The following is a 21208-nucleotide window of genomic DNA, read 5'->3' on the forward strand; positions in this document are numbered from 1 at the left end:
AGCCGTTCCGTTAAAGACCCAGTCGTGAGGCTGCACATTCTAAAAATAGGGACAACTGAACAGGCGAGAAAAACATCGTCATGTCAGCGACATAAATAAGTAGAGTAACAATATGAAACGTATGCTAATCAATGCAACGCAGCAAGAAGAAATGCGCGTAGCACTGGTTGATGGCCAGCGCCTTTATGATTTAGATATCGAAAGCCCAGGTCACGAACAGAAAAAAGCCAATATTTATAAAGGCAAAATCACTCGCATTGAACCATCTCTTGAAGCAGCATTTGTTGATTACGGTGCTGACCGCCATGGTTTCCTTCCTTTAAAAGAAATTGCCCGTACTTACTTCCCTGCAGGTTACACTTTTCATGGTCGCCCTAACATCCGCGACGTAATAAAAGAAGGTCAAGAAGTTATAGTACAAGTTGATAAAGAAGAGCGTGGCCAAAAAGGCGCTGCGTTAACTACTTTTATCAGTGTTGCTGGTAGCTACTTAGTGCTTATGCCTAACAACCCTCGTGCTGGCGGTATTTCTCGTCGCATTGAAGGTGATGAACGTACTGAACTTAAAGAAGCATTGGGTCGTTTAGAACTTCCTAAAGGTATGGGCTTAATTGTTCGTACAGCGGGTGTTGGTAAATCGTTTGAAGAATTAAACTACGATTTAAAAGCATTATTAGTACATTGGGAAGCAATTAGACAAGCAGCCGATAGTGCTAAAGCGCCATTTTTAATACACCAAGAAAGCAATGTAATATTCCGTGCGATACGCGATTATTTACGTCGTGATATTGGCGAAATTTTAATTGATAAACCACGTGTTTTTGAAGAAGCTAAAGCGCACATTGAGCGTTTTCGTCCTGACTTTATGAGCCGTGTTAAGCTTTATCAAGGTGACACTCCTTTATTTACGCATTACCAAATTGAAAGCCAAATTGAGTCTGCGTTCCAGCGTGAAGTACGCTTGCCTTCTGGTGGTTCAATTGTAATTGACCCAACTGAAGCACTAACGTCTATCGATATCAACTCGTCTAAAGCAACTAAAGGCGGCGATATTGAAGAAACAGCACTTAATACTAACTTAGAAGCGGCCGATGAAATTGCACGTCAATTACGTCTTCGTGACTTAGGTGGTTTAATTGTTATCGACTTTATCGATATGACGCCTCCACGCCATCAACGTGAAGTAGAGAATCGTTTAAAAGATGCTGCTCGCCCAGATCGTGCTCGTGTTCAAATTGGTAAAATCTCACGCTTTGGTTTACTTGAAATGTCGCGTCAGCGTTTGCGTCCTTCATTAGGTGAAGCAAGCCAAGGCCCATGTCCACGTTGTAGTGGCCAAGGTACTATTCGTTCAAACGAATCAATTGCGCTTTCTATTCTTCGTTTAATTGAAGAAGAAGCAATTAAAGACAACACAGCACAAGTAAATGCACAAGTGCCTGTTGCCGTTGCTGCTTATTTATTAAATGAGCAACGTCGAAGTGTTCACCGTATTGAAAAGCATCACAAATGTGACGTAGTGATTATTCCTAATCAACATATGGAAACACCACATTACGAAGTTATGCGTTTACGTAAAGACGAAACACTTGAAACGGTAAGTTACGGACAAGTTGTTGCGCCAGAACCTGAAGCATTTGAGATGTCAAAATCACCAAGTGCACCAGTACGTGAAGAGCCAATGCTAAAAGGTGTTGTAATGCCTTCTACACCGGCTCCACAAGCAGCGCCTACACCAGTAGCTCAGCCTGTAGTAACAGAGACTAAAACTGAAGGTGGCTTGTTTGAAGCAATCACTAAATGGTTTAAATCGTTATTTGCAAGCGAAACAGTAGAAGAGAAAAAAGAAGCTGTAGAAAAAGAGCAGCAAGAAGCGCGTAATAACGCTCGCCGTGGTAACGATAATCGTCGTCGTAATAACAACCAACGTCGTCGTAATAATAACCCGCGCACTAATAAACCACGCAATGAGCGCCCTGCAGCTGAAGAGGAAGTTAAAACAGACTCAGCAGCAACAAGTACCGAGACTCAAGAGAGAAACGAGAACCGCAATAAGCGTCGTCGTAACCCTAACTCTCGTAAGCGCCCAGAGCATAAAAGCGAAGAAAAAGATCAAGTTAAAACTGAAGCCCCTGTAAAAGCAGAAGTAGAAGTAGAAACTGATTCTAAGCCAGCTCAAGCTGTAGAGCCTAAAGAGCAAAAGCCTAAAGTTCGCCGTCAACGTCGTAACATACGTAAAAAAGTACGTCTGCAAGATGAAAACGCTGAGCAAGCTAACTCAACAGAGCAAACACCTGAACAAGCGGTAGTTACTGACACTCCACAAGTTCAAGAGCAAGCACCTGTTGTAGAAAAGCAAACACAAGCTCCGGCAGAAAAAACAGCTCACATTAAAGAAGAGAAAGTTGACGTTGTTGATTCTAACGATGAAGCAGCAACTACTGAAGACGAGCAAGAGCAAACACGTACGCGTTCACGCCGTTCTCCTCGTCATCTTCGTGCATCAGGTCAACGTCGTCGACGTCCTGAAGGTGAAGCAGAAGTTAAATCTGACGAAGCCCCTGCATTTGTTCCAGTAGCTGATCAAGCTGCTGCAGAATATGAAGCAGAACTTAAAGCTAAATCTGAAGAAACACCTGTGGATGCAGCGCAGCAAATTGAACAAGCCGTTGCAGTTGAAGACTTAGCAAAAGTTGAAGCTGTAGAAGAGCCAGCTAAAGTTGGAGCGCCTGTAGTAACTGAAGAGCCAGCTAAAGTTGAAACTCCAGTAGCAACTGAAGAGCCAGCTAAAGTTGAAACTCCAGTAGCAACTGAAGAGCCAGCTAAAGTTGAAACTCCAGTAGCAACTGAAGAGCCAGCTAAAGTTGAAACTCCTGTAGTAACTGAAGAGCCAGCTAAAGTTGAAGCGCCAGTAGCAACTGAAGAGCCAGCTAAAGTTGAAACGCCAGTAGTAACTGAAGAGCCAGCTAAAGTTGAAACGCCAGTCGTAACTGAAGCTCCAGCAAAAACTGAAACTCCTGTTGTGACTAAAGCACCGCATGTTAAAACAGCGGTTACTCAAGGGTCTGCAAGTGCGCCAATGGCACAGCCTACTCCTGTAGCTGATAGCGAAGTAAAACATACATCTGTAGCAATGGCTCACGATAAACGTGAACTAGTACCAGACAGTGGTTTACGTGCGGGTTCTATCAAACCTGCTGGTCGTGCAAGTTCTGCAATGACTAAAACATTGAGTGTTGATTAATTACTAACACTTATTTAAAAGCCCCGCTATTTAATAAATAGCGGGGCTTTTTTGTTTACATACTTTGAATAATTATTAAAGTTTCTTCACGCCCATAATAAGCGATTTATTCACAAAGAGATTAAGAGACGCTGCGCTTTTAGAGGTAGTAATAAGGCTAAGTCTTGCTAATAAAGCATGGCTTGTGTTTTCTCATTTACTCCTCTTTCACTTCTCTTTGTGAAATAGATCTTTAAGTGGTTTTGTTAGCAAAGAAATTAAATAAACAGAAGCGGTGCTTCTTGCGTAAGCAAGCTTCACGCCTACAGCCGGAATTAAATATCCAGTACAAATTAACCTGTAGAAGCACAACTTATTGTCGTGACGAGTAACGTCCGTAATAAGCGATTTGTTCACAAAGAGGTTAAAAGACGCTGCGCTTTTAGAGGTAACAATAAAGCTAAATTGAAAAAGCTCCGCTAATAAACCATCGCTTGTGTTTTCTCATTTACTCCTCTTTCACTTCTCTTTGTGAAATAGATCTTTAAGTGGTTTTGTTAGCAAAGAAATTAAATAAACAGAAGCGGTGCTTTTTGCGTAAGCAAACTTCACGCCTACAGCCGGAATTAAATATCCAGTACAAATTAACCTGTAGAAGCACAACTTATTGTCGTGACGAGTAACGTCCGTAATAAGCGATTTGTTCACAAAGAGGTTAAAAGACGCTGCGCTTTTAGAGGTAACAATAAAGCTAAATTGAAAGAGCTCCGCTAATAAACCATCGCTTGTTTTTTCTCATTTACTCCTCTTTCACTTCTCTTTGTGAAATAGATCTTTAAGTGGTTTTGTTAGCAAAGAAATTAAGTAAACAGAAGCGGTGCTTTTTGCGTAAGCAAGCTTCACGCCTACAGCCGAAATTTAACACCGTGAATAAGATTAGCTTGTGTTTCTCACTTACTCTTCTTTCACTTCTCTTTGTTCAATAGATATTTTAGTGGCTCTGTTCCGATTCAATGAATTTCGATACCAGTAAAAAAAAGCGCAATATAAATATCGCGCTCTTGAATCAACTTTCAACTCGCTCAAATGAGTTTACTCTTTTTCATTTTCCATAAAACGTTGTAGCTGATCTTTTAAGTTTGGCGGAATACCTTTAATCACTAGTGTATCGGTTGCTTCGTTGTACGTTACGCGCTCACCTAAGTGTTTACGTTCAAAACTTACACTTACACCACCACCAAGACCTGAAAACTTAACCATACTGGTTACTGTTTTTTTATCAACGGGGAAAGTTTCTTCCAAGTCATAGCTTTGCTCTTTGCAAAAACTATCAAACGGGCTGTCATCGCCTTTTGTAAGCGTTGCAGATAGATCGCTCACACTTGCATCTTCGCCTGTGGTTACGCAATCATTACAGTAATCAAATACTTGTTTACGTAAATCGTCTTTTTCTGATTTATCAAACTGTTGCTCTGATAAATAATCCTCTACTGCGCTAAGCATTACTTGGCTTTGCTGTTTTGAATCAATACCCTCTTCACAGCCTAAAAAGTCTAAGAAAAAGTCAGCAACTTTACGACCCGCACGTCCTTTGATAAACGAAATATAACGATTATCTTCTGCTTGCGTATCCCACGCTGTTAAATCGATACGAGCAGCGAGTTGCATGCGAGATATGTCTAAATGGCGAGAAGCCGCTAAATCAAGCTCAGACGTCATAGAGTAATGCTCTTTAATGTTAATCATCGCAATTAACATGTAATCGGTAGCAACATACTGATAATGACAAAATACTAAATAGCCTGTTTCACTAAATGCATACTTATCAAGTTCTTCTTTTAAAACCGTTGAGGCTTGCTCGGTCATATGCCAAAAGCCTAGCTCATCGTTACGGTAGCTTTGCATTGCAGATGCTACAACACTGTTTTTATCACCACTGAAAGCACAGTAACCTTTACCTGGCTTACCATTGTATGCATGATGTAATTGTTCGATAAAAACGGCTACTTTATCGTTAATTACCATCTCATCATTTCGAAGGTGAATTTGCGTATCGCCGTCTTTTTTGTCTACATAATGAACGACTAATTTTTTAACGTCTGTTGTCATCTTTGTTTTTCACGCCTCTAGTGTTAAAATACGAGAATATAACTATTCTATTGAACCAACTAATGCCAATCTTATCAAAATACTCTAATGAAGAAGTAGAACAAATCGTCGATCAGCTTATTGATGTGCTAACTAAACACAATGCGCCGGTTGATTTAAGTCTTATGTGTTTAGGAAATTCTATCACGCATATCTTAAAAGAGCATGTACCAACAGGGAAAAGACAAGCTGTAACCGAGAACTTTGCAAAAGCGCTCGCGCAGTCGGTTAAGTAAAATTTATGAATTTATCGCAGCACAATCAATTTTCATCAAAAGCGAGTCAGCTGCTAAGTTGGGGGCATTGGTTTACCTTTGCCAATATCGGCTTAGCCCTACTTATTAGCTTAAGTTATTTATTTGCAGACTCGCCACCTACAAGCTTTTTAGGCATTACTTATATGCTAGTTACTTGGCTAAGCCACACTAGTTTTATAGCCTTTTTAGCGTTTGTGCTGACGGTATTTCCGCTTAGTTTAATATTTCCCTACCCACGGCACATTCGTGGCATGGCCGCTGTTATAGCCACTGTAGGTGCTTCATTGCTTACTCTTGATGCTTATGTTTATGTTAATTTAGGTTATCACCTAAGTATATCTGCCTTACCTGAAATCATTTCATTGTTGTGGCATCGTTTAACAAGCTCTCCTGCTTTAACAACCATTTTAGCCAGTGGGATTGTTATTGTTATTTTAGGCTTTCAGCTACTTGTCAGTAATTACACATGGCACCACCTTGAGCGTTTAAAGCAATATAAATTTGCACGTTACGCAATTTCTTTCTTAATCGTGTGTTTTTCGCTTAGCCACAGTATTCATATTTGGGCTGACGCCAATTTAAACTTTGACGTAACAAAACAAGATAATGTTTTGCCACTTTCATACCCTACTACCGCTAAAAGCTTGTTAGCTAAAAATGATCTGCTAGATATAGAAAGCTACGAGCAAGCACACAACGTAAAAATTAACAACCAAAATATTAGTTATCAAATGCCAAGCCCGCTTGAAAAATGCGAGGACTACACACAAGCCAATGTAGATATATTTGTATTTGAAACCCAACAACAACTCGAAAAGTTTGTTGCCGAGAATAAAAACATGCACAAAACAGAGCAGTTTTTACAGCCAACAAATCATGACGATACGTTATTTAGCTTAGTGTATGGTTTACCCGCTTTTTATAAAGCAGCAATTTTAACCGAGCAGACACTCCCAGTTTGGCAAAGTCAGCGCCGTAGCATTGAAGTAACTGGCATTGAAGAACTAAGCTTTATTAATGATCAAGCACATAGCTCTAGTGCTATTCGAGTAATTAAAGCGAGTGATACCCCTACTGTTCGAGATGATGAAACACAGGTTTTTGCTTTTAGTCTTGCCAATAACAAGCAAGAAGTAGTAACCACCTCAACTTTATACAGCTCTGACAAACGTATTTCTAAAGTAGATGGGCTAATTCAACCTAGCGATTTAATTGCAACAAGCGTTGGGCAATATTTAAATTGCAAAGCTATTGCCAAGCAAACAATGCTAGGCGTTAATCTATACAAGAAAAAAGACGATATGGGCGTGAACTACTCTCAGGGTGTTGTTATAGCCTATAAAAAAGATAGGATTACCTTAATAGATTCAGATGGTAACTTTAAAAACATTTCCGCCGCTGAAGGTTTTTCTATTGAACAAGGTTTAGATATACCATTTTTAGTACAGAGTATTAAAAAGCTCAAAACCTTTACCCAATAACAGTTATCCTAACCTAGCTTGATATACCACCAAGCTAGGTTATAGTTTTATATTGTTGTTAGATATAAAAACCAAGGATGACATGTATGTTTAAAACTTCTCGTTATATTCTCCATTCTAGCTTTTTACTTATCAGTTTTTTTAGCTTTAGCGATACCACTTACTACAAATGTGTAACAGAAAAAGGCACTGTCTTTTCTCAACTCCCCTGTGACGACGAAGCAACGACTTATAAAGTTAACACAACGGGTAATCAGTATTCTGGTCCTAAGGTTGACTACACTAAACAACTAAACGAACTTGAGCGTGAAAGGCTTCTATCTGGCTTAGAGGCAGAGCTTCGCAGTAATAACCATAAACTAACAATACTTGATCGTAATAAAGAGCGTGCTGAATACAAACAACAAGAGCGGTTAAATCATATCTTAGCCATTGATGATAAAAAGCGTATTACTAAAGACATTACTAAGAAACTAAAAATAATCAATAAAACATATAAGAAAAACGTATCGGCTGTGACTAAACAAATTAAAATTCTCGAAAAAAAGATAGCTCAATTCCAATAAGTTACTCTTAGTTAGTAAGTAACATTTATCTTGGTTTTAAACTTAAAATAACATACCCTTAACACAATAGAGTATAAACTCTAGGGACTTTTAAGGAGTGCAAATGCAACCTCGCCATATTGCTGAATTAATTTTAACGGGTTTTAAAAGGCACTATCAGTTATTTCAAAAAACAACAGCCAAAGCCCCTCTTGCCTTTGCAAAAAAAGATTGGCAAGCAATTAATGATATCAGCCGTTTGCGTATCAGCTATTATGATGATCGTGTTAACGAAACCACGCAAGCGCTAAAAAAAGAAACCCCAACCGAACAACTCGATGAAAGCATATGGCTTGAAGTTAAAAAGATATATCAGCATTTTTTATGTTTTCATCCCCAAGCAGAGCTCGCCGAAACTTTTTATAACTCTGTATTTTGCCGGCTGTACCATAGGCGCTATTTTCATAATGACTTTATATTTGTAGAAGCAACCTTAAAAGATGCTCCTTCAGTGCCTGTTGAGGCCGAATATAGAACATACTTTCCAGTAGTTGATGGCCTCAAACCAACAATAAAACGCATTATTAGTCATTTTGATTTTAAGGCCCCATTTGTAAATTTAGAGCGTGATATTCGCCTCCTTGTTAAAGCTTTTTATAAACAAGCCCCCGATACACATCACCAACCTTGGCAAATGCGCTTTGATATTTTACACACGCCTTTTTATCGAAATAAAGCAGCCTATATTGTTGGTCGTGTTGTTTCAAAAAGTGGGGTTCAGCCCTTTATAATCGCTGTATTACACGATGAAGATAACGGATTATATTTAGACGCACTTTTAACTAAGTCATCTCAAATGCGTGTTATTTTTGGCTTTGCCCGCGCTTATTTTATGGTAGAAACTCACGCACCGTCAGCACTTGTCCGGTTTTTAAATCAACTTATGCCAAACAAAACACTTGCTGAGCTCTATAACGCAGTGGGTTTTCATAAGCAGGGGAAAACTGAGTTTTACCGAGAGTTTTTAAATCACTTATCTCACTCTAGTGATGAGTTTACAATTGCACCGGGGACTCCCGGTATGGTGATGATGGTATTTACTCTCCCCTCATTTGGTTATGTTTTTAAAGTAATAAAAGACAAATTTGGTGAGAGTAAACCCTTCGGCCGTGATACCGTATTAAAGCGCTATCAACTGGTAAAAAACCATGATCGCGTTGGGAGAATGGCCGATACCATAGAGTATTCTAACGTCGTATTTCCTTTGGCGCGTTTTGATAGTAATTTACTTGCGCAATTACATAAAACAATTGGCTCATCAATGGTAATTGAGGGCGATTGGTTGATCATCAAGCATTTGTATATTGAACGGCGAATGACACCTCTTAACTTGTTTTTAGAAAATGCTGATGAAGAAAGTGTCGCCGACGCGATTGAAGAATATGGGCAAGCCCTAAAAGAAATGATTGCTGTTAATATATTCCCTGGTGATATGCTCTTAAAAAACTTTGGTGTAAGTAAGCACAAACGTATTATTTTTTACGATTACGATGAAGTTCAATATCTAACCGATATGAACTTTAGAGCATTACCAAAAGCAAAGAGCTATGACGACTATTTAATGGATGAACAAAGTTACTCTGTTGCACCACAGGACGTATTTCCTGAGCAACTTTGTACATTTGTAATGCCAAACCCTATGTATAAGAAGTTTTTACTCAGCACTCATCCTGAGCTTATAGATGTTAGCTTTTGGAAGCAGGCACAACAAAATATAAAAAATGGTCAGGTAAGTCATATTTACCCATACCCGACAGCACAGCGCTTTATTCACCACTGGTAAGCGCTAAAGGACACACACAATGAATATAAGTAAAATAGATTTAAATTTACTCGTTTACCTCGATACATTGCTTCGAGAATGCAACGTAACACGCGCTGCTAATCAATTGAGTATAACTCAACCTGCAATGAGTAATGGCCTTAAACGTCTTCGTAACTTATTTAACGACCCTATTTTAGTTCGTACCAGCGATGGTATGGTGCCTACCGAGCGTGCTTTGGAGTTACAACCCGTTATTCGTGGCATATTAATGACCCTTGAAGAAACTCTAGCTCCTAATCGAGAATTTGAGGCAAGCCAGAGTAAGCGTGTGTTTAGAATAATGGCCAGTGATTACGCTGCAAGTACATTAGCACCAAAGCTTTTAAGTAAATTGCACGAAGAAGCCCCCGATACTACTTTAGATATACTCACACCAAGTGATGTCACCTTTCATGATGTAGAAAACGGTAAAGTAGATATGGCAATCAACCGTTTTGAAAACTTACCGCAGTCTTTTCATCATAAACGTATTTGGAAAGATAGTTTTTGCTGCTTAGTAAAAGCCGATAATCCTATAATTGAAAACTTTAGTCTCGACAGCTATTTAAAAGCGCGCCATATATGGGTAAGCAAAACAGGTTTTGGTGTAGGTGTAGGCATGGACCCTAAAGATGTGCAAAAACTTGGCTGGGTTGACGAAGCACTTGCGCACTTTGGTAAGCATCGTAATATTGCCACTTTTACGCGTAACTACCATGTGGCAATTCATTTAGCTAAAGAGAAAAATTTAATTGCGACCCTTCCTTCAAAAGCCGCAAATATATATTTAGATGATCCGGGGCTTAAAATTTTAGAGCCACCATTTCCAATCCCTCCTTTTGAGCTTGATATGATTTGGAGCCCACTGTTACATCGCGATGCGAGTCACATTTGGTTACGTCAAAAAGTAGCTGAAGTAGCTGAAGAGCTAAAATAACTTTATTACACAATATAATGTAAAAATTGCTAGGTTAATTTTTTGCCTGTTAACTTAGCATCTTACTGAAACAAAATTAAACCAATAAAATCAAATAACTACACAACCATTGAAACGTGGAACATACATTGCTTTTATTAAATTGAACTATACATTCATTTAATTAAAGAGGTCATTATGAACACCCATCAAGGATCAGAAGTAAATCATATTACTGACATCATTCAAGTTATGAACAGCGGCATCGATTTTTATCAAAAAGCACAGGAAAAAGTTGAAGACCCTGCTATTGGTGCACTTTTTCAGCGTATGATAGATGCCCGAAAAGTGAGTGTTGAGCGCTTGCAGCCATATGCAATTAATGAAAAAGGCGAACGCGAAGATGGCTCATCTTTCGCAGTTGAAGCACGACGTGCGTACACAGCCCTATTGACTACTTTCACCTCACACAACGACAGCACGTATGTAAAAGAGCTTGAAGAGGTAGAAGATAAAACCCTTGAAGAAATTAAAGCAGCAATGGATAAACCGCAACCAGCTGACTGCGAAGCTGCACTGGCTAAAACATTATTAACAATGCAAAGCTGCCATGCAGAAATGAGCCGTATGCAAAAGCATTAAGCTGACATAGTGCATAACTAGAACCCAGCCTCGAGCTGGGTTTTTTATTGCCTCTAATACCAATCTACATAGTTTTTTAAGCAATTTAACAAATTGCATTACATTATAACGATACTAAATAGACCCCATATATAAGCAGAACGGTATAAACACCACCTTATTTCACCACATTTTAAATACATAATTAATACAAATATTTAATGTTATTAGAATATTTATTTAACCACGCTTTATTTTTGCTGTGCTAATTTTGTTAATATGTACCTAAAACCTTGCTGTGGCGCCGCAGCATTTAATTAAAAGTAAGGTCCAATATAAAAAACAAACTAACCAAACTACAAAATAATGCTGATGTAGATATGACCCCGATGTTAGACATAGTGTTCATTTTACTAATTTTCTTTATTGTAACTACATCTTTTGTAAAACCTGTGGCTATTGAATTAAACCGACCACTCGACAGCCCTCAAATAGATAAGCCTGTTAAAAATGCTTTATTTAGAATTGATGAAAGTAACGGAATATATTTTTCGGGGAGGTTAATTGATTTAGAGCAAGTTGCGACTAATTTAGCGATGTTCGCGGCTAAATATGAAATAAGTTCGGTACTTATAACCGCAGACGAAAACAGTACACATAATACTTTAATGAGTGTAATGAATAATATTAAGCAATACGATGATTATTCAATAAGTTTGATTTCTAAATAAAACAGCCCAATATAAAACCAAAAAAAGGGCCTTACGGCCTAATGCCGATCAGTTAAGAAAATGACCGATTGACCGATCCAAACGATCATGCAAAATCCGTAGTTAGGAAACTAACTACGGATTTTTTTGTGAATATAGAACAAGCACTGCAAGCAACACTTGAAGAAAGCAGCCGATACCATACCTTTGAAAAATTATCAGAAATTCTTGACCCTGAAATCATTGAACAAGGTTTTCAACAAGCTGGGATTGCAACCGTTCGTAAGCGAAGGTTACCGCTTGAGGCCGTTTTGTGGTCAGTTATTGGCATGGCATTGTTTCGAAAAGAATCGGTTTGGAATATCGCTAATAAGCTAGATATCATGTTACCTGGCAAGAACCAACTCGTTGCTCCAAGTGCGATGGTACAAGCGAGACAAAGGTTAGGTGATGATTCCGTTAAACACGTTTTCAATAAATCTGCTCAATCAATGTATAAGCAACAGTCATTCGAAACATGGAATGGCTTGAACCTATTAGCTGTTGACGGTGTTGTGTGGCGAACAGCCGACACGCCTGATAATCGTAAAGCCTTCTCTTCTGGTAGCAACCAATACGGTGATACAGCCTTTCCTCAAATACGCATGGTCTGTCATATGGAATTGACCAGCCATCAACTGCTCAGTAGCGAGTTTGATAACTATAAAACCAACGAGATGAAATTAGCTGAGCGTTTAATTGAACGTACACCAGATAATTCACTGACTATGTTTGATAAAGGATATTATTCTTTAGGCCTGTTAAATCGTTGGCACCAAACTGGGAAGATGAGGCACTGGCTGATACCAGCAAGGCCCGACTTACAGTATGAAATCATCTCCAGCGCGGGTAAAAATGACCATATCATTGAATTGAAAACAACAAAGCATGCACAAAAAAACTTTCCCGATGTTCCTGAAACGATTAAAGCGAGATTAATCAGTAAAACAATAAAGGGCAAAAGCTACCGTATATTAACCTCGATGACGGATAGATTGCGTTATCCAGGTAATGAAATTGTTGAATTATATTGTCATCGTTGGGAGATAGAACTTGGGTTTAGAGAAATCAAACAAACCATGCTTGATAGCGCATACCATTTAAGAAGCAAGCGTCCAGACATGGTGCGTCAGGAGCTATGGGGCGTGTTACTCGCCTATAATTTAATACGAAGAATAATGACGATGGCGGCGACAGTTACAGGGATATGGCCTAACCAGCTTAGTTTCTCTAGCAGTTCGATGGCTGTCATTCAGTATTTCTCGTCAGTATCTATAATGAGTCCAGGGAACATTCCAATACACTGGCAGCACTTACTCAATACACTGGTCTTATTTAAGCTTCCAGCTAGACGAGAGGATAGAAGATACCCCCGATGGGTTAAGCCAAAACCATCTAAGTATCCCCATAAAAAGAAAAATGCCAGTCAGCTTAACTGACTGGCATTAGCCTTACGGCCCTTTGAGTTAAATAACGAAAGGGAGGTTATTAATTAAAAACGGTATTCTGCGCCTATGTAGTAGTAAGCACCGTTAAATCCAAATGGAGCAGAACGACGTGAGTAGTCAAACACACCTGAGCTACTTATTACTGTGTTGCCACTAGCATCCACAATAGTACCTGAGCGAGAGTTACCTATTTCATTTTTATCTGGGTAAACATCGAACAAGTTATTTGCACCAATGTTTACCGACAAATCTTCAGTAACGAAGTAGTTAACTTTAACGTCAGTTAAAATTTCTGCGCCATACGTTTGACGACCACCATCTTCTACTGTGTACTCACCAAAGCGATTAAGTGACAGGTTAACTGTCCAATCATCACGTTGATAAAGTGCACTTAAGTTAATACGATCCTCTGGTTGCCACTCTTCAATAATAGAGATGTCTTCAGCTGAAAATATATCTTCTACGTTTACTGTCTCAAGGCTTGAGCCAGCAGGCGAAAATAACGATACAACATCTGTTTTAGTAAAGTTAGCTGCAAGTGTAAAATCAAGCGTGCCGCCTAAACCTTCAGTGTTCCACGTTGCTACAAAATCAACACCACGAGTTTCTGTATCAGCACCATTTAAGAAGAACTGACCTACGCCAGCACCCGCACTATTTAGTGCAGCATCAAGGCTTGTAGATAAACCTTTACCTAAGCGGTCACTAATTACAATACGGTCGTCAATATCAATTGAGTAGTAATCAACGGTTACATTAATATTATCTGTAACGTTATATACAATACCTAAACTACGGTTTTGTGATTTTTCTTCTTTAAGCTTTGGAATACCTAAGCTTTGCGCAAGTGTTGAATCATTTCTAAATGTACCAACCTCTTCTGCAACTAAATTACCATTAGTACCAACAACAAATTGCGTACTTACGTTATTAAAGTAAAGCTGTTGCATAGAAGGCGCTCTAAAACCTGAGCTTAATGCACCACGTAGTGAAATATCGTCGGTTACAGACCAGTTACCAGCAAGCTTAAAGTTTACTGTATCACCGAAGCCTTTGTAGTTATCGTAGCGAAGTGCACCCGATAAAATTACATCTTCAATCACATAAGCTTCTGCATCTATGTAAAATGAAATTACATCACGCGATTCATCAACTGATGACGCAGGAGCTGAACCACCAAAACCTTGTGAACCACCTGATGCATTTTCAGAACCAACACCACCACTTAAGCCGTTGTAAATACTTACACCGTTGGTTGTATCGTAATCGCGGTATGCGTACTCATTACCTTCTAAAATGCGATATTCGTCAGTACGGATTTCAGCGCCCATTGCTAAAGAATAATCATCAAAGTTTTGCGTAAAATCAATATTGATTGTTTGCAGTGATAATTCCATGCCGTAAGCGTACGCTTCACGTGGGATTGTTGTACGAATATCAGCAGCACTTAAACCTTGGTCATAACGTAAAAAGTTAGCGTATGAGGCATTGATAGTGTCACTTGTCGTGTAATCAATGCTGTTTTCACCATAGGTGTATGATAAATCAAGGCTTGCATCGTTATCAAACTCAGTTTTATAACCAAAGTTGTACGAGATATCGTCGATAGTTGTATTAATTTTTGGTAAGAAACCTAGCGGAATCGTCGCATCATTATCTTGTAGTACTGGGTTACCACCTGCATTTGCATTATGACGGAAAAATGCAGCCGACTCATTTTCACGTGTTGAGTAAGTAATAAAGCCGTAAAGCTCGCCATCACCTAACTCGTAACCGGTATTAATTGTTAAACCAAACTGCTGAGAATCAGCATCACCAATTCTGAATGTATCACGATCGGCTGTCAGCTCACGCGGATCGCCAGCAAGTAAAGTGCCGTCACTTAGTTCTGTACAACCATAAAACTGACAAGAGCCATGTAAACCTGCACGGTTAGTCGGTGCACGGTCACGGTAATTAATCGTTGTATTTAAATAACCGTCATCACCTAGCGCAAAGCCTTTATTAAAATCAAGGTTAATGGTTTCGCCATCGCCTTCAGAATATTGACCGTAGTTAATAGCCGCTTTGCCACCTTCGCTACCATCTTTAAGCACAATATTAATAACACCTGCAATTGCATCAGAACCATACTGAGCAGCAGCGCCATCACGTAATACTTCAATGCGTTTAATTGCAGAGGCTGGAATTGCATTCATGTCAGTACCTGCGGTACCACGCCCAACAGAGCCATTAATATGAATAATACTTGCTTGGTGACGACGTTTGCCGTTAATTAAAACCAATGTTTGATCGGGGCCCAAACCGCGAAGTGTCGCAGGTCTTAAAGCATCAGTACCGTCACTAATTGCAGAGCTTGAAAAGTTAAATGAAGGGGCGATAGACTGTAGCATACGACCAACTTCTGTTTGGCCTGTATTTTCAAGCGCTTCTGCACTTAAGATATCTACTGGAACGGGTAAATCTTCAACTGAACGTCCTGCTACACGGCTACCGACAATAGCAATTTTTTCAATTTTTTCTTGAGCGACTTCTTCTGCTGCGTTTACACCTTGCGAATTTACTGCAAGTAAAGCTGGTAATACTGCTGCACTGACCGCTGAAAGCTTCATCATGTTGTTATCATTCCTGTTGATTTGTTTGAGTTTTATACTCAGTAAACCATTTTGATCAACAACCGCATCGAGCTCAGTCCCACCTAATAATGCCTCTAGAGCATCTAGCTGAGTGTAAAATCCATAAACTGAATTTGCGTCATACTGCTTTGCCAACTCATAAGAAAACACCACGGTTTGCTCTGTTTGTTTAGCATATTCAATTAAGGCTTTGTCTGCTCGCTGCGCTTTTATATCAAATTGCACCATTTGCCCAGTGGTTTGAGTTGCTGCTTGCACACTCAAGCTAAAAATAGCCGGTACAAGCACACTAAATCCACTCAATAAATGCGTTTGGTTACTGCGCAACTTATATAAACAGCTGACAAACAAAAATCCTCTATGGTTTTGTTTCTTTTTTTTAATGTTTTTTTTACGTTCAATCTTTATTGATGCAACTTTATCTAACATTAGTTTGATTTGCATAACGTCTACTTATGATTCTGTATGGTGTTTTAGCGTTACTACATGCTCACCTAAACGCTCATGATCAATCGAAAAATTAGTTTGTAAACTCTCAAGTAAACCTTCAACGTCACCCGCTTTAAATACCCCAGCTACTTTAATACTGGCAAGCTCGGCTGATGAAAGCTCAAAACGTGTGGCGGTATAGCGACTTACTTCATTTAAAGCATCGCTTAGCTCTTCTCCATTAAAAATAAGCATGCCATTTTGCCATGCCAAATCGCGTTGTACGTCGTTCATTGAAAGCTGGGTAATTGGCTTTGTAACACTCTGCTCTATAATTACTTTTTCGCCTGAGGTAACAATATTGGCATTAATTTGACGAATTTTTTGCGTGCTGTTATCTGCAAGCTGATAATCTTTAAAGTCATTTGCATCAACCGCTACACTAGGGTCGGTGATCATCACTTTGCCTTCGGTAACAACAAGCTCTAAATCTGATGAGGTATTACGCTGTACATTAAACACGGTACCGAGTGCGGTAAAGCTTTTGTCGCCGGCCATAACACTAAACGGACGCGTGGCATCTTTTGCTACATTAAAACGCCCTTCTCCACGACTAAGTAATAACTGCCTGCGGCCTTTGCTATAAGCAACTTCTAGCAAGCTATTAGTATTAAGCTGCACTATGGTGCCATCTGGCAACACATACGTTGCTTGCTCGCCTACTTTTGTTTTGTAAATTTTAGTGTAATTAACTTTTGCAAGCTCTTGGTTATAGCCATTTTCTAAATTAATTAATAAGTAGCTGCATACCATTAGTGCTGCAAATAAACTCGCTGCAATTGAGTAAGAAAACATCCACTTATTTTTTGATGCTTTAGTATTGTTACGCTGAGGAAATAAATGACTTAATTCATTTAATACCGAAAGCTCATCCCAAAGCTGAGCAAGCTCGTATATAGAGTCTTGATGGGCGATGCTTTGCATCATCCATAATTTAAATTGCTCTTTTTCATCATCAGTTAAACCACGATCAATCGCGCTTATCCAATCACATGACTTTTCTAAAATTAAATCTTTTGAATTAAATTGATGAACATTACTCATTCTGCGACCCTCTTAACTGAGATAGGGTGTGCTTGAGCTTTAGGGTTTGTTTGAGGGCTTTGCTCATGTTCACGCATGTACGACATGGTTTGTAACAACCCTTTGGCAATGTGTTTTTCAACAGTGCTTTGGCTTAACTGCATTTGGTCTGCGATCTCTTTTTGGCTCATGCCGTAAACTTTTTTTAATATAAAGCATTTACGAATCGATGAGCTTAGTTGCTCAGTAGCTCTACAAAAAAGTAAAAAGCGCTCTTTAGATGTGTATTCATCCTCAAGCTTCATTGATTTGAGTAATACCGGTAATTCGTTATCGTTTTCTAACGAATCATTAAATTTGTTGTCCCACTTAGCTATATGGTTAAGTGCTAAGTGTTTTGCTGTTTTAAGCATGTAACTGCGGGTAAACTGTATATCTTGCTTTAAATCAGCTTCGTAGCTTTTTACAAAGGTTTCTTGCACAATATCTTCTACATCGTCGGGTTGAACAATGCGCGATACAAAACGTTTGAGCTGTTTAGATATATCAACAAATGTTGACGTGAATTTTACTTTTTTCGTCATCCTTAACATCCACCTGTTGTTATTTTTATTACCGACAGGTTACGAGTTTTTGATATAAAAACAAGCTCAAATGTTAATTCTGGGTTATTTAAATGGATAGAAAGATAAATGAGTAAATTTTTAGATTACATCCGGCTTAGTTTCTTTGCATTCGGTTTACTACTTGGAGTGCAAATTCCTGCATTTGTAAGCGATTTTGGCCAAGCATTATCAGCCCAATTAATTGAAGCTAATAATGCTATTGCGCCTTTTAAAAGCGATGCAGCTAAGTATTTTAATAATGATTTAAATAAGCTAATTAAACACTATAAAAATATTGATGATGGGATTGTGAATAAAGGTGCAAGTAATATCAGTACACTTTACACACGACAACAAGACTTACAAATCGCTGTAAATAGGTTTGCGCAATCTCCATATATTTTTACTATGATCAGTGGCATGAGTGATGTAAAGCAACAAGTGTGGCAACGCTTCGAAGGTCAAATCATTTTAAAAAAAGACTCTATTATAGCCGCCATTGTTGCAGCTATTATAGTTGCCTTACTTGCCGAACTTACTGGTTATTTGTTTTTAACTGGAGTAAAACGCTCATTTAAACGCTTATTCGCAGCTCAAAAATAGTGATTTCATAAAGTCATAAAATACATCGGTTTTGCGGGTAGTTAAGCTATTTTGCGGACGCAAAAACCAAACTGGTGCATCATCTTGTGCCATGACACCGGGCATAACTTTAACTAAAATGCCATTTTTAATATCTTCATGAATAGCTATCATTGATTTAATTGCAATGCCATGACCTGCAATGGCTGCTTGAGTCATATTATCGGAATTAGAAATAGTAAAGCGTGTTCTTGCATTAAAAGTATGTGTTTTACCTTGTTCATCAAAAAGCTTTAATTGGCGCTGCCACGGCAGGCAAACCCAATAGTGTTCGCTCAATTGAGCTAAGCTTTTAGGCATGCCATATTTTTTTATGTAGCTAGGAGCTGCGCAAAGTATACGTTTGTTGTTTACTATTTTTCGTGACAGTAAACCGGAATCATTTAATTGTCCTACACGAATTGCCACATCTTGTGCGTCATCAACCACATTTACAAAATGATCAGTAATTAAAAAATCAAGTTTTAGTTCAGGATAGGCCTGCTCTAACTCATTAAGTCTTGGCATTACGTATTTTGAAAAAATCCAAGGGGGCATAGTCACGCGTAATAAACCACTCACAGATGAACTACGCGCACCAATACTATGCTCAGCGTCGTGCAGCGCCTCCATTATAGCGCCAACTCGCGTATAAAATATTTCACCTGCGGGAGATAACCGTACTCGTCGGCTATCTCTAAAAACAAGTACTGTTGCAAGCTCACGTTCTAATTTACTTAAGCGATGGCTTACCGTTGCAGGCGATAAACGCTGCTCGCGCGCAGCAGCAAGCACCCCTTTATTTTCAACTACTGCTATAAATGTTTCTAGGTCGCTTAAATTATACATAAAGATGCCATTGTGCACTTTTCAATGTTTAACATTTTCGAATGAAGCTTTCAGTTTTGCAATGTTTATTTAAATATGTAAAACACTATAATTGCAAATAGTCTAATTATTGAGGTTCAATCATGAGTTTAAAAGCGCAAATAGATGCCTATAACGTACAAAAAGATGCCAAGTTACCGGCTGACGTTTTAGCATTAATGAACACTACAAACGAAGAGCTTATTGCACAGCATATTAAAGACAATGCGTTGCAAATTGGTCAAAAGGTAGAAAACTTCAGCCTAGCCAACCATAACGGCGAAAACATTGAGCTTGCGGATTTATTAAAAAAAGGCCCGGTAATTATTAGCTTTTATCGTGGTGGCTGGTGCCCATATTGTAATTTAGAGCTAAAAGCACTTAATGACTACTTACCGCAATTTAAAACTCAAAATGCTCAGTTAGTCGCAATATCACCACAACTGCCTGATGAAACTCTCTCAACTGCACAAAAAAACGATCTTGAGTTTGACGTGCTTTCAGATGTTAGTAATAAAGTAGCTGAGCAATTTGGTTTATTGTTTACACTTGATGAGCGTATTCAAGCGTTATACACACAATTTGGTATTGATTTTGAACACTACTACGGCGATAAAAGCTTTAAATTGCCGCTACCGGCTACTTATGTGATAAACCAAGAAGGTGTTATTACATACGCATTTTTAAACGAAGACTACACCCTACGCGCAGAACCTACTGATATTATGGCAGCACTTGAATCGGAGAATAACTAATGTCTATTTTAAAATCGTTAAAAACACTTACTCTTTCACTACTTGTAGGCACAAGCCTTGTATCTGGTTATGCAGTCGCTGATGAACCAAAAGAACAAGTAAAGCCCAAAGTGCTTATTTTTGATGTAAACGAAACCCTACTTGATTTAACGTCAATGCGTACCTCTATTGGTAAAGCACTAGGCGGGCGTGAAGATTTATTACCACTATGGTTTTCGACTATGCTGCACCATTCATTAGTAGATACAGTAAGCGGTAGTTATCACGACTTTGGGCAAATTGGGGTGGCATCACTTCTTATGGTTGCTCAAAACAACAATATTGATATTACAAGTGAACAAGCTAAAACAGCTATTGTTACGCCTCTTTTAACGCTTCCTCCACACAGCGATGTTAAAGAAGGACTGGCAAAACTTAGAGCTCAGGGCTATAAATTAGTAAGCCTTACAAATTCTTCAAACAAAGGTGTAAAGGCACAGTTTGAAAGCGCTGGTTTAATGTCTTACTTTGATGCACGTTACAGCATTGAAGATATTAAAATTTACAAACCAGACTTACGTGCTTATGAATGGGTACTTAAAAAGCTAAATGTAGCACCAAATGAAGCTATGATGGTTGCAGCCCATGGCTGGGATGTTGCTGGCGCAAAAGAAGCAGGCTTACAAACCACTTTCATTGCACGCCCAGGTAAAGCACTTTACCCATTAGCTAAAAAACCAGATCACGTTGTGAAAGATTTACATGAATTAGCCGCTCTACTTAAATAAGTATGCGCTGATGAATCAATACCCAAGCGGCCAATGTTAGGATGACATTGGCCGCTTTTTTATAACTACCCCTAAATATGTCTTAGTGTATTTATTTTCATAATCAGTATGTTAAAAATTGAATGTAAACAAAGCATTTAGCCCACTATGAGTTATTTTATCTGCTAGCAATTTAGTACTCACAACGCTACTA

General features: G+C 38.8%; 17 protein-coding genes. 12 read left to right on the forward strand and 5 right to left on the reverse strand.

Annotation, left to right across the window (positions count from 1 at the left end):
- The first annotated feature begins 112 nt into the window (after window positions 1-112).
- Window positions 113-3244 (forward strand): ribonuclease E, encoded by a 3132-nt coding sequence (gene rne, locus I6E85_RS04905; RefSeq protein ID WP_024590363.1) that lies wholly within the window; start codon window positions 113-115, stop codon window positions 3242-3244.
- Window positions 3245-4315: 1071 nt separating this feature from the next.
- On the opposite strand, the gene yejK is transcribed toward rne, so the two are convergent.
- The gene (yejK, locus tag I6E85_RS04910) at window positions 4316-5332 is read right to left on the reverse strand and encodes a nucleoid-associated protein YejK (RefSeq protein WP_024599121.1); all 1017 of its coding nucleotides are present in this window, start codon (window positions 5330-5332) and stop codon (window positions 4316-4318) included.
- Between the two features lie 62 nt (window positions 5333-5394).
- Between yejK and I6E85_RS04915 the strand changes: the two genes are divergently transcribed.
- The 8 genes from I6E85_RS04915 (at window position 5395) to I6E85_RS04950 (ending at window position 13243) form a co-directional block, all read left to right on the forward strand.
- Window positions 5395-5607 (forward strand): DUF1414 domain-containing protein, encoded by a 213-nt coding sequence (locus tag I6E85_RS04915; protein ID WP_002961475.1) that lies wholly within the window; start codon window positions 5395-5397, stop codon window positions 5605-5607.
- A 5-nt stretch (window positions 5608-5612) separates the two neighbouring features.
- The gene (locus I6E85_RS04920) at window positions 5613-7109 is read left to right on the forward strand and encodes a DUF3413 domain-containing protein (protein WP_024590451.1); all 1497 of its coding nucleotides are present in this window, start codon (window positions 5613-5615) and stop codon (window positions 7107-7109) included.
- Between the two features lie 86 nt (window positions 7110-7195).
- On the forward strand, window positions 7196-7675 hold the full coding sequence (locus I6E85_RS04925) for a DUF4124 domain-containing protein (protein WP_024590452.1): 480 nt from the start codon (window positions 7196-7198) through the stop codon (window positions 7673-7675).
- Window positions 7676-7778: 103 nt separating this feature from the next.
- Window positions 7779-9497 carry a bifunctional isocitrate dehydrogenase kinase/phosphatase gene (gene aceK / locus I6E85_RS04930; RefSeq protein WP_024590453.1) on the forward strand — a complete coding sequence of 573 codons (1719 nt, stop codon included), beginning with the start codon at window positions 7779-7781 and terminating at the stop codon, window positions 9495-9497.
- 19 nt (window positions 9498-9516) lie between these two features.
- Entirely contained in the window at window positions 9517-10455 is a 939-nt protein-coding gene (locus tag I6E85_RS04935; RefSeq protein ID WP_002961484.1) for a LysR family transcriptional regulator, read from the forward strand.
- Between the two features lie 177 nt (window positions 10456-10632).
- On the forward strand, window positions 10633-11076 hold the full coding sequence (locus I6E85_RS04940; protein WP_002961486.1) for a PA2169 family four-helix-bundle protein: 444 nt from the start codon (window positions 10633-10635) through the stop codon (window positions 11074-11076).
- A gap of 314 nt (window positions 11077-11390) precedes the next feature.
- On the forward strand, window positions 11391-11786 hold the full coding sequence (locus tag I6E85_RS04945) for a biopolymer transporter ExbD (RefSeq protein WP_024590454.1): 396 nt from the start codon (window positions 11391-11393) through the stop codon (window positions 11784-11786).
- Window positions 11787-11920: 134 nt separating this feature from the next.
- On the forward strand, window positions 11921-13243 hold the full coding sequence (locus I6E85_RS04950; protein ID WP_101162806.1) for an IS4 family transposase: 1323 nt from the start codon (window positions 11921-11923) through the stop codon (window positions 13241-13243).
- Between the two features lie 53 nt (window positions 13244-13296).
- Here I6E85_RS04950 and I6E85_RS04955 read toward each other — a convergent pair whose 3' ends face one another.
- Genes I6E85_RS04955 through I6E85_RS04965 form a run of 3 tightly spaced genes read right to left on the reverse strand, consistent with a single transcriptional unit; the run spans window position 13297 to window position 17984 of the window.
- Window positions 13297-16332, reverse strand: coding sequence for a TonB-dependent siderophore receptor (locus I6E85_RS04955; protein ID WP_101163967.1), 3036 nt, complete (start codon window positions 16330-16332; stop codon window positions 13297-13299).
- A 9-nt stretch (window positions 16333-16341) separates the two neighbouring features.
- Window positions 16342-17421 (reverse strand): FecR family protein, encoded by a 1080-nt coding sequence (locus tag I6E85_RS04960; protein ID WP_007585689.1) that lies wholly within the window; start codon window positions 17419-17421, stop codon window positions 16342-16344.
- Complete coding sequence (locus tag I6E85_RS04965; RefSeq protein WP_007585687.1) at window positions 17418-17984, reverse strand: RNA polymerase sigma factor; 567 nt, start codon at window positions 17982-17984, stop codon at window positions 17418-17420. Before I6E85_RS04965 ends, I6E85_RS04960 begins: the two co-directional genes overlap by 4 nt.
- A gap of 108 nt (window positions 17985-18092) precedes the next feature.
- Here I6E85_RS04965 and I6E85_RS04970 point away from each other — a divergent pair, with 108 nt between their 5' ends.
- Window positions 18093-18608: a DUF2937 family protein gene (locus tag I6E85_RS04970; protein ID WP_024590457.1), complete on the forward strand. Its 516-nt coding sequence runs from the start codon at window positions 18093-18095 to the stop codon at window positions 18606-18608.
- Here the strand turns inward: I6E85_RS04970 and I6E85_RS04975 are convergent.
- Complete coding sequence (locus I6E85_RS04975) at window positions 18588-19475, reverse strand: LysR family transcriptional regulator (RefSeq protein ID WP_197236670.1); 888 nt, start codon at window positions 19473-19475, stop codon at window positions 18588-18590. The genes I6E85_RS04970 and I6E85_RS04975 overlap by 21 nt on opposite strands.
- A gap of 122 nt (window positions 19476-19597) precedes the next feature.
- Here I6E85_RS04975 and I6E85_RS04980 point away from each other — a divergent pair, with 122 nt between their 5' ends.
- Both I6E85_RS04980 and I6E85_RS04985 read left to right on the forward strand, forming a co-directional pair.
- Window positions 19598-20248: a peroxiredoxin-like family protein gene (locus I6E85_RS04980; RefSeq protein ID WP_007585680.1), complete on the forward strand. Its 651-nt coding sequence runs from the start codon at window positions 19598-19600 to the stop codon at window positions 20246-20248.
- On the forward strand, window positions 20248-21015 hold the full coding sequence (locus I6E85_RS04985; RefSeq protein ID WP_024590458.1) for a haloacid dehalogenase type II: 768 nt from the start codon (window positions 20248-20250) through the stop codon (window positions 21013-21015). Before I6E85_RS04980 ends, I6E85_RS04985 begins: the two co-directional genes overlap by 1 nt.
- Window positions 21016-21208: the final 193 nt, after the last annotated feature.

The sequence above is a fragment of the Pseudoalteromonas sp. NZS71 genome, from assembly GCF_015864715.1.
Taxonomy (GTDB): Bacteria; Pseudomonadota; Gammaproteobacteria; order Enterobacterales; family Alteromonadaceae; genus Pseudoalteromonas; species Pseudoalteromonas arctica.

Coding starts and splice junctions, on each gene's coding strand:
- I6E85_RS04960 (WP_007585689.1), bottom strand. CDS start 17,421: ATGAGTAATGTTCATCAATTTAATTCAAAAGATTTAATTTTAGAAAAG.
- rne (WP_024590363.1), top strand. CDS start 113: ATGAAACGTATGCTAATCAATGCAACGCAGCAAGAAGAAATGCGCGTA.
- I6E85_RS04970 (WP_024590457.1), top strand. CDS start 18,093: ATGAGTAAATTTTTAGATTACATCCGGCTTAGTTTCTTTGCATTCGGT.
- I6E85_RS04980 (WP_007585680.1), top strand. CDS start 19,598: ATGAGTTTAAAAGCGCAAATAGATGCCTATAACGTACAAAAAGATGCC.
- I6E85_RS04940 (WP_002961486.1), top strand. CDS start 10,633: ATGAACACCCATCAAGGATCAGAAGTAAATCATATTACTGACATCATT.
- I6E85_RS04985 (WP_024590458.1), top strand. CDS start 20,248: ATGTCTATTTTAAAATCGTTAAAAACACTTACTCTTTCACTACTTGTA.
- I6E85_RS04915 (WP_002961475.1), top strand. CDS start 5,395: ATGCCAATCTTATCAAAATACTCTAATGAAGAAGTAGAACAAATCGTC.
- I6E85_RS04955 (WP_101163967.1), bottom strand. CDS start 16,332: ATGCAAATCAAACTAATGTTAGATAAAGTTGCATCAATAAAGATTGAA.
- aceK (WP_024590453.1), top strand. CDS start 7,779: ATGCAACCTCGCCATATTGCTGAATTAATTTTAACGGGTTTTAAAAGG.
- I6E85_RS04935 (WP_002961484.1), top strand. CDS start 9,517: ATGAATATAAGTAAAATAGATTTAAATTTACTCGTTTACCTCGATACA.
- I6E85_RS04920 (WP_024590451.1), top strand. CDS start 5,613: ATGAATTTATCGCAGCACAATCAATTTTCATCAAAAGCGAGTCAGCTG.
- I6E85_RS04965 (WP_007585687.1), bottom strand. CDS start 17,984: ATGACGAAAAAAGTAAAATTCACGTCAACATTTGTTGATATATCTAAA.
- I6E85_RS04975 (WP_197236670.1), bottom strand. CDS start 19,475: ATGTATAATTTAAGCGACCTAGAAACATTTATAGCAGTAGTTGAAAAT.
- I6E85_RS04925 (WP_024590452.1), top strand. CDS start 7,196: ATGTTTAAAACTTCTCGTTATATTCTCCATTCTAGCTTTTTACTTATC.
- yejK (WP_024599121.1), bottom strand. CDS start 5,332: ATGACAACAGACGTTAAAAAATTAGTCGTTCATTATGTAGACAAAAAA.